The 14,568-nt window shown below is 60.5% G+C and carries 10 protein-coding genes; 8 read left to right on the top strand and 2 right to left on the bottom strand.

Translation table 11 applies throughout. The annotated features are described in order from the left end of the window. Position 1 precedes the first annotated feature (1 nt). From CNE_RS34260 to CNE_RS34245, 5 genes are all read left to right on the top strand, one after another. A complete protein-coding gene (locus CNE_RS34260; protein ID WP_041229288.1) occupies positions 2–1,603 on the top strand; it encodes an acyl-CoA carboxylase subunit beta in 1,602 nt (533 codons plus the stop codon). Between the two features lie 96 nt (positions 1,604–1,699). Beyond that, positions 1,700–2,521 (top strand): SDR family oxidoreductase, encoded by an 822-nt coding sequence (locus tag CNE_RS34255; protein ID WP_013959338.1) that lies wholly within the window; start codon positions 1,700–1,702, stop codon positions 2,519–2,521. Positions 2,522–2,566: 45 nt separating this feature from the next. Continuing rightward, a complete protein-coding gene (locus tag CNE_RS41625) occupies positions 2,567–2,728 on the top strand; it encodes a hypothetical protein (RefSeq protein ID WP_158310044.1) in 162 nt (53 codons plus the stop codon). A 157-nt stretch (positions 2,729–2,885) separates the two neighbouring features. After that, positions 2,886–4,472 (top strand): class I adenylate-forming enzyme family protein, encoded by a 1,587-nt coding sequence (locus tag CNE_RS34250; protein ID WP_013959337.1) that lies wholly within the window; start codon positions 2,886–2,888, stop codon positions 4,470–4,472. A gap of 316 nt (positions 4,473–4,788) precedes the next feature. Then, positions 4,789–5,952, top strand: a complete 1,164-nt coding sequence (locus CNE_RS34245; RefSeq protein ID WP_013959335.1) for a porin — start codon at positions 4,789–4,791, stop codon at positions 5,950–5,952. Positions 5,953–6,304: 352 nt separating this feature from the next. Here the strand turns inward: CNE_RS34245 and CNE_RS34240 are convergent, their stop codons facing one another. After that, positions 6,305–7,000, bottom strand: a complete 696-nt coding sequence (locus CNE_RS34240; RefSeq protein ID WP_148271769.1) for a hypothetical protein — start codon at positions 6,998–7,000, stop codon at positions 6,305–6,307. A gap of 455 nt (positions 7,001–7,455) precedes the next feature. On the opposite strand from CNE_RS34240, the gene CNE_RS34235 reads away from it, so the two are divergent. From CNE_RS34235 to CNE_RS34220, 3 genes are all read left to right on the top strand, one after another. After that, positions 7,456–10,845 (top strand): adenylate/guanylate cyclase domain-containing protein, encoded by a 3,390-nt coding sequence (locus CNE_RS34235; RefSeq protein WP_013959333.1) that lies wholly within the window; start codon positions 7,456–7,458, stop codon positions 10,843–10,845. 567 nt (positions 10,846–11,412) lie between these two features. Then, a protein-coding gene (locus tag CNE_RS34225; protein ID WP_238553156.1) for an IS3 family transposase occupies positions 11,413–12,590 on the top strand; the annotation gives its coding sequence in 2 pieces (ribosomal slippage) (positions 11,413–11,680 and positions 11,680–12,590; 1,179 coding nt in all). A gap of 338 nt (positions 12,591–12,928) precedes the next feature. Continuing rightward, positions 12,929–13,831, top strand: coding sequence for a LysR family transcriptional regulator (locus CNE_RS34220; protein WP_013959331.1), 903 nt, complete (start codon positions 12,929–12,931; stop codon positions 13,829–13,831). Between the two features lie 9 nt (positions 13,832–13,840). On the opposite strand, the gene CNE_RS42800 is transcribed toward CNE_RS34220, so the two are convergent. Beyond that, positions 13,841–14,524: a class I adenylate-forming enzyme family protein gene (locus CNE_RS42800; RefSeq protein ID WP_269148745.1), complete on the bottom strand. Its 684-nt coding sequence runs from the start codon at positions 14,522–14,524 to the stop codon at positions 13,841–13,843. Positions 14,525–14,568: the final 44 nt, after the last annotated feature.

Genomic DNA, 14,568 nt, shown 5'->3' with positions numbered 1-14,568 from the left:
CATGCGCCGCATCGAGTCCCGTATCAATACCCGCTCGGAAGGGTTTAAGGCCAACCGCGCGCACAACCTGCGCCTGCGCGAGGAATTCCTGGCGATGATGCACGATGTGCGCCACGTGCGCCCGGAGCGCGACGTCAAGCGCCTGCGTGACCAGGGCAAGCTGCTGGTGCGCGAGCGCCTGGACCTGCTGCTCGATCCGGGCACGCCGTTCCTCGAGTTGTCGCCACTGGCGGCCAACCATGCCAAGTATGACGCGCACATCAAGGGCGCGGGTATCGTCACCGGAATTGGCGTGGTCAACGGCCGCGAGGTCATGGTGCTGGCCAATGACAGCGCCATCAAGGGTGGCGCGGTCTATCCGTTGGGTGCCAGGAAATCGATCCGCGCCCTCAAGATCGCGCTGGAGAACCGCTTGCCAATCGTGCACCTTGTCGACAGCGCCGGTGCCTACCTGCCCATGCAGATGGATATCTTCCATGAGGGGGGCCATATGTTCTATAGCCAATGCCGTCTGTCGGCCGCCGGCGTGGAACAGGTCGCGGTGGCCATGGGCCATTGCACGGCGGGCGGTGCCTATGTGCCGACGCTGTCCGACTATTCGATCATGGTGCGCGGCTCCAGCGGTGTCTTCCTGGGCGGCCCGCCGCTGGTCAAGGCCGCCACCGGGGAGGACATCAGCGCCGCCGAACTGGGCGGAGCTGACGTTCACACGCGCATTTCCGGCACGGCGGACTACGCGGTGGACTCGGAGACCCAGGGCATCGCGCTGGCGCGCGAGATCGTGGGTACGCTCCGCCGCCGTCCCAAGCAGGCGGTCGACACGCGCGAGCCGGAAGAGCCCTACTATGACCCGGAAGAGCTCTACGGCATCATTCCGGACGACATCAAGAAGCAGTTCGACATGCGCGAGGTCATCGCGCGCCTCGTCGATGGCAGCCTGTTTCATGAATACAAGCCCGACTACGGCACCACGCTGGTGTGCGGCTACGCTTACCTCTGGGGCTACAAGATCGGCATCCTGGCCAATAATGGCGTGCTGTTCAGCGAGGCGGCGGAGAAGGCCACCAACTTCATGGAACTGTGCGACCGCGACGGCGTGCCGCTGTTGTTCCTGCATAACATCACCGGCTTCATGATCGGGCGCGACTACGAGCATCGCGGCATTACCAAGGATGGCGCCAAGATGATCATGGTGCAGAGCAACGTGCGCGTGCCCAAGTTCAGCGTGCTCTGCCACGCCTCTTTCGGCGCCGGCAATTACGGCATGGCCGGACGTGGCTACGACCCGCGCTTCCTGTTCGCGTGGCCGCATTCGCAGTGTGCCACCATGGGTGCAGAACAGGCAGCCCGTACGCTGTCGCAAATCAGGATCGCAGCGCTGGCTCGCGAGGGCAAGCAGCCCGACCCGGCGGAAATCCAGGCCATCCACGACCAGATTCATCACGACTATACCCGCAGCAACAGCGTGTACTACCAGACCTCCGAGCTTCGCGACGACGGCGTGCTCGATATGGTCGATACGCGCAACGCGCTCGGGGTGGCACTTTCCGCCTCGCTCAACGCGCCATTTGGCGAGCGGCAGCAGGGCATTCTGCGCATCTGAAGGAGCCGGCCAGATCCGCCGCATGATTTTCGCAGAGGAACTATTGCGCGCTGCGCGCTGACGGCGGGCAAAACCACTTTAACGGGAGCCCTTTCCATGACCATATCCTTCAACTTCGCCGGTCAGCACGTCTTTGTCTTCGGCGGCACTACCGGCATCAACCTGGGCATTGCCCACGCCTTTGCGCAACACGGCGCCAACGTGACCGTGGCAAGCCGAAAGCAGGAGAATGTGGACGCCGCGGTGGCGGCCCTTAGTACGCACGGCGCGCAAGTGCTGGGCGTGACGGCCGACGTGCGCGACTTCGACGCCGTGGGGCGCGCCTTCGCGACAGCCGGCGAGCGCTTCGGAAAGATCGACGTCCTGGTCTCCGGCGCCGCCGGCAATTTCCTTGCCGAGGTGAACCAACTTTCCTCCAATGGCTTCAAGGTGGTCGTCGATATTGACCTCAACGGCACGTTTCATGTGATGCGCCAAGCTTTCCCTCACCTCGCCAGCCCTGGCGCCTCGGTGATCAACATCACGGCGCCGCAGTCCGTCATTCCGATTCGCTACCAAGCGCACGTCTGCGCCGCCAAGGCGGGGGTCGACCAGCTCACCCGCGTGCTCGCGATCGAATGGGGTAGTGCCGGCATTCGTGTCAATGCCATCTCGCCGGGACCGATCGCCGATACTGAAGGAATGCGTCGCCTAGCGCCTAAGGACGATACGAGCGGTTCTCCGGTGCAGCGCCTAGTCCCGCTCGGTCGGCTTGGGACGACGGCTGATATCGCCAACTTGGCCATGTTTCTCGCATCGCCAGCAGCATCGTTTGTTTCGGGAGCGATCATTCCGTGCGATGGCGGCGGCGCCATCGATAGCATCAAGCCAATGATTGAGGGGGCGGCAAAAGAACAGATGACACACCCCGCCGGCTGAAATCGCGGGGGGAGTGAGCGACGGCCAGATCAAGAGGAGACAATCATGAAAGACTTGCTCGCGCCGGCGAAGAACCGGCGTATCGGCTGTCTTGCCCGCGACATGTTGTACCGGTCCGCGACAACATCATCGACGCACGTTCCTGACAGCAACTGTAAAGCTCAAAAAGCATATCTTGCGCAAGCAGAGCGAAGAGCTATTCGCTGAAGAGGGGCTGTGAGAAGCAGGCGGCTCCAGCAGGACGCGGCATCATGCTTTCGAGGGTTGTTCACCATGGCATAGGCCTGGCTGTATGACCCAATCGAGTGCCGTCTGGCCGAGAGCACTTTCATTTTTGTACATACCACCATATCAGGAAGTGAGCATGATTGAACTGGTCAACATCGATCGCGTCTGGATGGCACTCAAACGGAATGTGGCTCTGCAACCAGACCACCCTGCACTGATTTACCAAGGGCGCGCAATCACCTTCTCTGAGCTAGACCGGGATTCGGATCATCTTGCCTGCGGCCTGCTCGACCTAGGGTTTGGTAAGGGTGACCGCCTCGGGATGCTGGGGCTTAATCAACCAGAATGGCTTCTGGCATATCTGGCGGCGGCGAAAATTGGGGCAATTCTCGTTGGACTCAGTGTGCGTTACCGTGATAGTGAGATCGAATACATCGTCAACCATGCGAAGGTGAGGGCGATCATTGCGCCGGCGGTGGTGGGCGATATGGATTACGTCGCCTACTTCGCGAGCATGGGGGCACGGCTGCCTACCGTGCAGCACTACTTCTTCATGGGAAGTTCCGCCGTGCCGGCTGACCAGCGCTTTGACTTGCTACTCGCCACGGTAGTAGACCAGGCAAGGATTGACCGAGCTCAGTCGAGCATAGTCCCGGAAGATCCACTGGTACTGATCTACACGTCCGGAACCACAGGCCGGCCAAAAGGTGCGTTGATTACGCACCGCAGTCAGCTTGCCTCGGCGGTCGCCCAATGCAGCCATCTGGGTCTCAGGTCAAACGACCTACAGATGCTTGCCTTGCCGCTCAACCACGTCGGTGGCCTGACCTGCGGCTTCCTTGCCATGCTGCTGGGAGGTGGCACAAGTCTGCTGATTCCGACCTTCAGTCCCAAGCAGGTCATTTCGGACATGCTGTCATTCCCTCCGACTATCGTCGTCGGTGTGCCGACCATGCACACGCTGCTGTTGCGGGAGGAGGCAATTGGCCAGCTCGACCGGCAGCGAGTCAGGCTCGTGATAACGGGTGGCGCGAACGCAGACCCCAATCTCTTGCAGCAGCTTCAGCAAACTTTTCCCAAGGCAAGCGTGATGAATCTCTACGGCTTGTCGGAAACGTCTGGGGCTGCCCTGATGTCACCATGGGACAGCGATTTTGATGCAATTGTTCGTACTGTCGGCAGGCCGCTGCCTGGTGTCGAATTGCGGATTGTGAGGCCAGATGGGCGGGACGCGGCGACAGGGGAAGCTGGAGAACTGTGGATCCGTGGTGAATTGACCGTCGCTGGATATATTGACATGCCAACGGAATCCGCTAACGCCTTCTTCGACGGGTGGGTGCGCACAGGAGATCTCGGATGTCGCGACGACGAGGGTCTCGTGACGCTAATGGGCCGAAGCAAGGAGATGTACGTGCAGGGCGGCTTCAATGTCTACCCCATCGAAGTCGAGAATGTGTTGTTGCGTCATCCGGATGTGCTCATGGTTGCCGGCATTGGCGTTCCCGATCCAGTGCTCGGAGAAGTAGGGCATTACTACGTAGTTCCTAAACCGGGCTCGCAGCCATCAGCGGAATCTCTGATCGATTACTGCCGCAGGCTGCTGGCCGACTACAAGGTGCCACGCCAAATCTTATTCCGCGATTCTTTGCCTATGACCCCGACGGGAAAAATCGTGAAGGCCAGGCTTTTGGAGGAGCCACCGGCAGCGCCCTCCGGCAGTTAAGGCGGGTGTAGGGAGGGCACGTGCGGGATTGCAAGGTGCTGCAAGTTCTGGGTTGCTGGAAGGGAAGGGCTACCGACAGGGGTCGCGTGGTATCGCCGGAGGGCGAGAGCCATACCCTGTCGTTGTAGTTGAAGCCGGTCAGCAAGGTCATGCCGTGGCCGCACGTGGCCGAGTTGCTGGAAGAATCTGCTGCGTACAAGTTGAAGCCCAACGCCCTCGCAGCGGCGGCACACAAAGTAAGGCAGTACCCCGAAGTACCCATAGACGGAATCATCCGTATCGCAAACGAAAGAAGAAAATGAGGAGACTTGCACCTATGAAGTTCAGAAGCATGGCTGCGGCCGCATGGCTCGCCTGCGCAGGCAGCGCGTTCGCGCAGTCCAACGTGACGCTGTACGGCGTGGCCGACATCAACGTCGAGTACGCCAACCACGTGGGCGCGGTGCCGGTCGCATCCAACCAGTTCAACCCGGGCCCGGCCAACAATGTTTATCGCATGAACTCCGGCGGCGTGTCCGGCTCGCGCTGGGGCTTGCGCGGCCAGGAAGACCTTGGCAACGGCCTCAAGGCGCTGTTCGTGCTGGAGAGCGGCTTTAACCTCGACACCGGCACCTCGCAGCAAAGCGGGCGCCTGTTTGGCCGTCAGGCCTTTGTGGGCATGCAGAAGGCCGGTATCGGCCAGATCAGCTTGGGCCGCCAGTACACGTCGATGTTCGAGGCGCTGGCGAATTTCTCGCCCACGGCCTATGCCACGCAATATGAACCGATAGTGCTGCAGTCCGGCGCCAACTTCCGAGAGGACAACACGGTCAAGTACACCGGGCAGTTCGGCCCGGTGACGGCGCTGGCGCACTGGTCCTTCGGCACTGGCGTGGCACTGCCGCAGACCGTCGGCATCGCAACGCCCATCGGCGGCAATGGCGAAGTCCCCGGCGCCTTCCGCCGCGATACCGCTTACGGCGCCGCGGTGGCGTACCAGGGCGGCCCGCTCGGGCTGACCGTCGGCTACGACCAGTGGAACCCCACCATCGGCAACAGTAGCGGCACAGTGAAAAAGGCTGTGGTTGGTGCGAGCTATGTGGTCGGCCCGGCAAAGATCATGGGTGGCTATCGCTGGGGCCAGAACAAGAACGCGGCAGGGGGGCTGATCCAGCGCGACGACTTCTACTGGATCGGCGCCAACTACCAGGTCACCCCGGCGGTCGGCGTGACGCTGGAATACAACTATGACGACCTCAAGAACCTGTTCGGCGACACCCACGTCGCCAATCCCTGGCAGGTCGCGCTGGTGACCAACTATGCGTTCTCCAAGCGTACCGATGTCTACCTGACCACGGCCTATGCCAAGAACGCAGGCCTGATGATGGATTCGCTGGCAACGGTCTATGCCAACAGCCTGTCGCTGGGTAACAGCTACGCGCTGGCGAACGGCAAGACCAGCATGGTGGGCGTCGCGCTGGGCGTGCGCCACAAGTTCTAACCGGCCGTACAACGAAGCGAATCGACACCGGGCTTATTGCTCGTTGAAGGCCGCACGGGGATGCTCCGTGCGGCCCTCTTTTGCGAAGCCAGCGCGAGGATTTCGCAAGGATCAAGGCCGGGAAGCCGCGCGTGTTTTTTGCAAGTCGAAGGCGCCGCGAGTCTGCAATGAAGCCTCCAACTGACTGCCGGCCAATGAATGCAAAGCGTTAGGATTTCATAGGAAGCTCGCCTTGACGTTAACATCATTGGGGTCTTGGCCAGGATGGAGTCGTCCTCAAGAAAGAGGATGCCGGAGAGGTGCTTGGTCACATCGCCAGCCGAAATTGCGGATTCGATCTTGCTGTGGAAGTTCATAGCGGATCGGGTGAGGAAAGGTAGCCCGTGAAAAGATGATCGCCAAACTTCTTGAAAAACAGCTTCTTCAAGTCATCGAAAGGGAAGACGGTCTCCGCGGTCCAAGGAAAGATAACGAAGACAATTACCGTTGGCTCCGCCGTCGAGAACTTCTTCGCATGCGCGGACAGCAGCCGATGGTGGTTTTTCGCGTGCTCTAAGGGCGAATAAGAGTTCTCTGCCGTCAGCACACCGGGTTTCCAGGCGAATTTATACGACAGCCCGGAGATGACTTGGCTGACAAGCATCGAAGGACGGACGTTTAGGTCGACACCCTGCTTCAGCTCGTCTAGCAACTTTTGACGATTGGCCTGGAAGGTGATGAAGTCCTCCCCAGGGTTGTAGGAAGGCAGGACCGTCAGATTCTCGATGCTCTTGGCCTCGCGGAAGTCATTGAAGATTCCTTCGAGGATGCTGCCCGCTTTGTCCGAAAGAAGCTTCGTGTCCATCGAAACGCCGAGACTAGGAAATCTCATGTCGTGATTGGCGTGTTGCATTCCCATTTCAGACGCCAGCGTCTGGGACGCGGGGACTGTGTGGTCTAGGACAATATTCCCCAGCACAGTCGCGGCATCGGCCACGAAATAGCCAAGCGCGCAAAGCTCCGCATAGGCTCCATCCCACTCGGAAGTGACAATCTTGTTGATTGCCACGCAGATCTCCTTTGCGAAGGGTCCCATTGGCGTGGAGCGAGCCGGCGAAGCCGTTGCTCGAAGTTGGTGCTGAACACAGCAAATTGCTCCGGCTTGCGCAACGCGCTAATCACGTTGTTGGACTGCAGATCATCCACGTCGAAGGTAAACAGTTTCCGACGCCGAAAATGCTATCGACGAGCTTCGCGTAATGCGCTCGATCAGGCATTTTCTTCTCACTTATTCGACTCAAAGGTGGCATTTTAAATGAGGCCTTCGGTCGTGGGGAGGCCGGTGCACATTTGACCACGCGTCATTGGCGACAGTGCATATGTCTCTTCTTGGCCCGAATCAGCAGGCGCCGTGGGTATCCACCGACCGCCGCGATTTCCTGTCCCCCGAGTCAAGCCCAAAGCAGGCTCTTGCGACGAATGGAAATGGGGCATTTAATTGGCTGAGCGGAAGTCGGAGGCTCCATGGTGCGCTGCACAATCTGCGGATTTGACAATGCCGAAGGAGCCAATTTTTGTGAGCAATGCGGCAGTCGGCTGGCGTGCGCGTGCCGGCACTGTGGCCACCCGCTGAGTCCCACTGCGCGTTTCTGCAACGCGTGCGGCGCTACCGTTAGCGAATTTCCTATAGGACCTTCCGCTACCCCCGCCCAATACACCCCACGCCACTTAGCAGAGCGCATACGTGCAGAGCAAGCTGCACTTGAGGCGCGCGGCATGGCGAGCGGCGAACGCAAGACCATCACTGTCCTGTTCGCCGATATGGCGGGCTCGACCGCACTGATCCATGATTGGGACCCGGAAGCTGCCCTCCATCTGATTTCCCCCGTCATTGAGATGATGATGGAGGCTGTGCACTACTACGAAGGCTATGTTGCCAAGTCGCTGGGCGATGGCATCCTGGCGCTGTTTGGCGCGCCCATCGCGCACGAGGACCATCCGCAGCGCGCGCTCTATGCCGCCCTGCGCATGCAGGAGGCGATGCGCCAGCACAGCGAGCGACTCCGGCTGGAACAAGGCATTTCACTCCAGATCCGCGTAGGCATTCACACGGGTGAGGTAGTTGTGCGCTCGATCCGCAAGGACGACTTGCATACCGATTACGACCCCGTCGGGCCCACAATCCACATCGCCTCGCGGATGGAGACAATGGCCGCGCCGTCCTCGATCCTGGTAAGCGACCCCACCTATAGGCTGGCGGAAGGGTATTTCGACTTCAAGGCCCTTGGCGCAGCCCAGGTCAAGGGCGTGCCCAAGCCGTTGGAGGTCTATGAGGTGACCGGCGTGGGTGCGCTTCGTACACGCCTACAGGTGGCCGCGCATCGGGGCCTCGCCCGGTTCGTGGGCCGGGAGGCCGAACTGGCCGCGCTGCATCGGGCGCTGGATGAATCCACGGCCGGCCATGGGCAGATCATCGCCGTAGTGGGGGAAGCCGGGGTTGGAAAATCGCGGCTATTTCATGAGTTTAAGGCACGCTCACAGCGCGGTTGCTTGGTGTTAGAGACATTCTCTGTGTCGCACGGAAAAGCGTTCCCCTATCTGCCGCTGATCGAGCTTATGAGGAACTATTTCCAGATTACGGCCCAGGACGATGACCGTCGGAGCCGCGAAAAGGTCACGGGCAAGGTGCTTATGCTGGATCGCAGTCTCGAAGGCCTGCTCCCCTATCTACTCTTCCTTCTTGGCCTCGGCGAGCCTGGCTCGGCTGTGGCGGACATGGGAGCCAGCCTCCGGCGGGAGCGTGCCTTCGAGGCCATCACCCGCCTGATGGTGCGCGAGAGTGAGAATCAGCCCATACAGTTGCTTTTCGAAGACTTACAATGGCTGGACAGCGAGACAGAGGCGTGCCTCGCCTACATCAGCGAACGTGCGGCAGATGCGCGGATTCTTTTGCTGGTGAACTACCGATCCGAGTACCGGTGCACTTGGGATCTCAAGGCCAATTGCACCGAATTGCGGCTCGCGCCGTTGGGGCCAATTGAGGCACAGGGTTTGCTCACCGCGTTGCTGGGCGATGATTCCGGACTTGGGCCGCTCAAGCAACTCATCCTGGAAAAAACCGAGGGCAATCCGTTCTTCATGGAAGAGGTGGTACAGACCCTATCCGAGGAGAATACGCTGCTCGGCGTACCTGGCCATTACCGTATCGAAAAGACCCCGGCGGCGCTGCATATTCCGACCACGGTACAGGGGGTGCTCGTGGCGCGCATGGACCGACTGCCAATCCCGGAGAAGGAGCTGTTACAGACCCTCGCCGTGATAGGCAAGGAGTTTCCTCTGAGCTTAATTCGAGAGGTGGCCAGGCTGGAGGAAGACCGCCTGTATTCACAACTTGCTAGCCTGGAGGCGGGAGAGTTCATCTATGGGCGTGCCGACTTTCCTGAAGTCGAATATGCGTTCAAGCACGCGCTCACCCAAGAAGTCGCGGGCAACTCCCTGCTATCGGACCAACGCGGCGTGCTGCATGAGCGCACCGGTCGGGCCATCGAATCGCTGTTCCAGAATCAGTTGAAAGACTATTGCAGCGAGCTGGCTCACCACTACAGTCTCAGCGGTAACATTCCAAAAGCAGTGGAGTATCTGTTGTGCGCCGGGCAGCAGGCGCTTGAGCGCTCCGCGCATCTCGACGCCATCCGTCATCTGAGCACGGCTTTGGAGCTGGTCGAGCGTCTGCCTCGGACACAAGAGCGCGATCGGCGGGAGATCTCGTTGCGCGTCGCGCTCGGTCCGGCCCTCATTGCCGCGAGAAGCTATGCCTCGAGCGAGGTGGAGACGAACTACAAGCGGGCGCTCAGCTTGTGCGAGAAGGACGATAACAGTGCGCAATTGTTTGAAGTGAAGTTTGGATTGCGCTTGTTCTATTCAATCCGCGGGGAGCATCAAACCGCGTATGCATTGGGTGAGGCGCTGCTAGCCCTGGCTGAGCGCATGCAGGATCCGGTGTTGCTGGTGCACGCTCAGACCACGCTGGGAGCGACTTCCTTTCTGCTTGGTGAACCCCACAGAGCCCTGGCTCATCTGGAACAGGGGCTCGCCTACTATCAACCCGAGCAGCAGGGCGTTCATTACGGTCTTTATGGGCAGGACCCCGGGGTGCGCGGGCTTAGCATACTGGCCCGAGTCCTGTGGTACCTGGGATATCCAGACCAGGCCCGCGATCGCGCGCAGGAGGCACTGGTGCTGGCTAGGAAGCTCCAGCACCCGTTCAGTCTTGCGCTTGCCGTGACCTTCGCCGCTGAAACGTATCAGTGCCGGCATGAGGTTCAATTGGTACAAGAATGCGCCGATGCCGCTATCGAACTTTCGACCGAGCAGGGGTTCCCGTTCTGGCTGGCGTGGGGGAACATTATGAAAGGCTGGGCGCTTGCAGAGCAGGGCAGGAATGAGGAGGGAATCTCTCGGATAGACCAGGGACTGGCCGTTTATCAAGCGTTGGGGGCCGAGCTGTGCCGGCCATATTTTCTCGCCCTGCAGGCTATGGTCTATGCTTCCGCAGGGCAGGCGCGAATGGGGCTGGATATACTTGCCGACGCTTTGGTAGGTGCCGGTAAGACAGGGGAGCGCTACTACGAAGCGGAGTTGCACCGGCTTAAAGGAGAGTTCCTGCTTCAGTGCGGGAACGTGCCCACGAACCAGGAAGAGGCGCGAGCATGCTTTCATCGGGCGATCGAGATCGCCCGTCGGCAGGGCGCAAAATCGCTCGAGTTGCGCGCGGCAATAAGCCTAGCTAGGCTACGGCAACAGCAGGGCAAGACGGGAACTGCACGGCGGGCGCTGGCGTGCCTTTATGAGGCCTTCGCAGAAGGTTTCGATTCAGCAGACTTGCAGCGGGCCAAGGCATTATTGGACGAATGAGGCTCAGAGGGCGTCGGCACGCCTTGAGTCGTCCAACGCGGACAGAGTGGGCGCATCCGGCGTGGCGGGCAGCCGCCGCAAGGGAAACATCGGCTTCAATTTTCCGTTCCGCTGACCGGCTTGGCGCTGAGATGCCATGGATTCGAGAAGACGAGACGCCGGCTATCGGTAATCCAACGGAGTTCTTGTCGACCAGTTTGGTCACTCAGTCATCACTGACACCGTCGGCTACAGTCGCGTGGATAAGAAGGTCCGGTACGGCCACGCTTGCTCAGGTCCAGCTGCGCACCCTTGCTCACGAGGATTCCCTTCGCCGTGAGGAATGGTACTCCCCTCATATCGCTAAGGAGGTGGAGTTTCGTAAGGCATAACTTACAGAAATTTCACTACTTCCCTACATCTCGTTCGCTTTACTAGTTTGGTCAGCAGCCGTAAAGGCATTGGTGCCTCTTGGAGGGGGGATCCTTCTCCGCCCGCATTGCTCGTCGCGCAGCAATTTGTGGTGGTCTAATTTCCTCGGACAGGTCGATAGGAGGACAATCCGGAATCGACGAGGAAAAAAGATAGATGACAAGAAGGCGCCGACAATTTGACGCCAGCTTCAAGCTGGAAGTAGTACGGATGGTGCGAGACCAAGGATTATCGGTCAGCGAGGTTTGCCGGTCGATGGAGCTTGGTGAGACGGCCGTTCGGTGCTGGATGGCGCAGTACGATGCAGGGTGCGCCGGCGGGCCTGGCGTGGGCAAGCCGCTGACGGCGGAACAGCAGCGCATCCGGCAACTGGAGGCGGAGAATCGGCAACTGCGCGAGGATAACGCCTTGCTAAAAAAAGCCTCGGCCTTCTTTGCGCGGGAACTGAAGTGAGCTACCGGGTGGTAGCCCACTTGCAACAGGAGGCCGTATCGGTCAGTAACGCCTGCCGGGTATTGCAGGTGAGCCGCTCGGGCTACTATGCGCACCGCCGCGCCAAGCCAAGCATGAAGACTCTGCAGGAGCAGACCCACGTCAAAGCGGCGTTCGCTGCGAGCGGCGCCAGCTACGGCAGCCGGCGTGTCATGCATGCGGTGCGGGAACAAGGGGTGCGCCTTGGCCGCTACCGGATTCGTAGGCTGATGCGCGAAGCGGGCTTGCGCGCGACCTGGAAGCGTAAGTTCGTGTCGACGACTGACAGCAAGCACACGCTGCCAGTGGCAGAGAACGTGCTGGACCGGCAATTCGACGTGGCCGAGCCGAATCGGGCCTGGACTTCGGACATAACGTATATCCGCACGGCTCAAGGCTGGCTGTATCTGGCGGTCGTGCTGGACTTGTACTCGCGCAAGGTCGTGGGCTGGTCGATGGCGCCGACCATGCCGGCCGACCTGGTGATGTCGGCACTGAGCATGGCGCTGCAGCAGCGAAGGCCAGCGCCGGGACTGGTGCTGCACTCGGATAGGGGCAGTCAGTACGCGAGCGCGGAGTATCAGACCTTGCTGGCACGCCATCAGATTGTTTGCAGCATGAGTCGAAAAGGCAATTGCTGGGATAACGCGGTGACGGAACGGTTCTTCCTGAACCTGAAGATGGAGCGCGTGTGGCAGCGTCAATACGCCAACCACGCCGAGGCACGGCGCGACATCACCCAGTACATCGTTGGTTTCTATAATCCGGTGCGCTTGCACTCAACCCTGGGGTATCTGTCGCCCGCTGCCTACGAGGCGAAATCGATAGAAAAAGAACCTATCTGCCTGTCCGAAATAACTTGACCACTACAATTGCTGCCTGCGTACTAGTCTCCAACTCTCGATGTGGGGTTACCCCGCTTCTCCCGGAGGCGGAGCGACAGCCGTGCTGGTCAAGTCCGGTAAGCCCTCAAGGCCCTCCATGCCCCTGATAGCTGCTAATTGCCATCGCGCACCGGCATCGACAGATACCGCGGACTGGCAGAGCTTCTGATGAGCACGAAGTCCACTATGACCCTATAGGACCGCCGCCCACGCCTCGTCTCTTCAGGTCGGGGGTAAGCGGCGCAGGGGCTGCGAAATCTCGGCGCTTGCGTGCAGCTTTGGGGGGATAATCCGGTACGACGCTTGGGAAGCATGTGATGCGCTTTGATCTGGTCGATTTGAAACTCTTCATCCATATCGTGGAGGCCAAGAGCCTGACCGGGGGTGCACAACGCTCGCACCTCTCCCTGCCAGCCGCAAGTACACGGATCAAGAACCTTGAAGAATACGTCGGCGTTAAGCTGCTGAGCCGCGGCCGCCAGGGCGTGAAAGTGACAGGCGCGGGAGAGACGTTGCTGGTCCATGCGCGCCGTGTACTGCGCCAGCTCGAACAACTGAGCGGCGACCTTCAGGAATATGCCTCAGGGGTCAAAGGCCACGTACGTGTCTTCGCCAACACGACGGCGATGAGCGAGTACCTCCCGGCCGTGCTCCGGACCTATCTCGTCAGCCACCCCAATGTGACCATCGAAATGCAGGAACGGCTGAGCCCGGATATCGTGCGCGCGGTGGAGGAAGGGATGGTGGACATCGGCATCGTTGCCGGCAACGTGCGTACTGAAGGGCTGGAGGTCATGCCATACCGGCGCGACCGCCTGGTTCTTGCCACCGCGCTGAGCCACCCGCTGGCTGATCACAGCAGCGTGGATTTCATCGATACGCTGGGCTACGACTTCATTGGCTTGCCGGAGGCGAGCGCGATTCACAATTTCCTCAAGCGAGCCGCAGCGGACTTGCAGCGTGAGTTGCGCTGGCGCGTGCAGGTCAGCAACTTCGAGACTGCGTGCCGGATGATTGAGGCCAATGTCGGCATCGGTGTGCTCCCGGAGAGTACCGCCACCCGCCATGCCGGCACAATGGCGCTGCGGATCATCCAGCTCAATGATGAATGGGCCGAGCGCAAGCTGCAGATCTGCGTGGCGGACCTCGGCGGCTTGCCGCTGTTCGCGCGCAAGCTGGTGAGCCTGTTGGTCGAGGATGGCCTCGGGCGTCAGGATTGAAAGTGCCCGCTATTTTTGGTCCGCGAGCATTTGTTTGAGCTGGTGCTTGAGCAATTTGCCGCTGGCAGTGGTCGGCATGGCGGCTACGCGCAGGATCTTCTCGGGGCGCTTGTACGGTGACAGGCGATCGATCAGGTAGTCGTGCAGCGCTAACGCGTCAAATTTCTCGCCGTCCTTGATCTCGACGAAGGCGATCACTTCCTCGTTGCCATCCGCGGTAGGCTGACCGACCACCGCCGAGAGACGTACGGACGGGTGCGTGTTAATGACCGATTCGACCTCGACTGGATAGACGTTGAAGCCGGAGCGGATGATCAGGTCCTTGGTGCGGCCGACAATGGACAACGCGCCGTCAGGGCCCAGCAGGCCAATGTCGCCGGTGTTGAGCCAGCCGTCGGGGCGCAGGGCCTCGGCGATCAGGTCCGGGGCGCGGTAGTAGCCACGCATGACGCCCGGTCCTCTGACCCATAGTTCGCCCAGCTCGCCTTGCGGCACCGATTTGCCGGCCGGCCCGACCACCTGCAGTTCGGCGCCTTCGACGATCTCGCCCGCCGAGCAGTCGCTGCGCGGCCGGCCCACGCGCGTCACGAAGACCGAACCAGCATACTCGGTCATCCCGTAGCCATGGTGCAGCGGCTGGCCAAAGGTTGCCTCGACTTCCTGCTTGAGTGTCGGGTCGAGCGGTCCCGCCACCCGTGTAGAGATAGCGCAGCCTTGGCGACGGATCTAATGGCATG

The sequence above is a fragment of the Cupriavidus necator N-1 genome, from assembly GCF_000219215.1.
GTDB classification, from domain to species: domain Bacteria; phylum Pseudomonadota; class Gammaproteobacteria; order Burkholderiales; family Burkholderiaceae; genus Cupriavidus; species Cupriavidus necator.
Note: the sequence above shows the minus strand (reverse complement) of the source record. Positions and strands in the feature narration are given on the sequence as shown.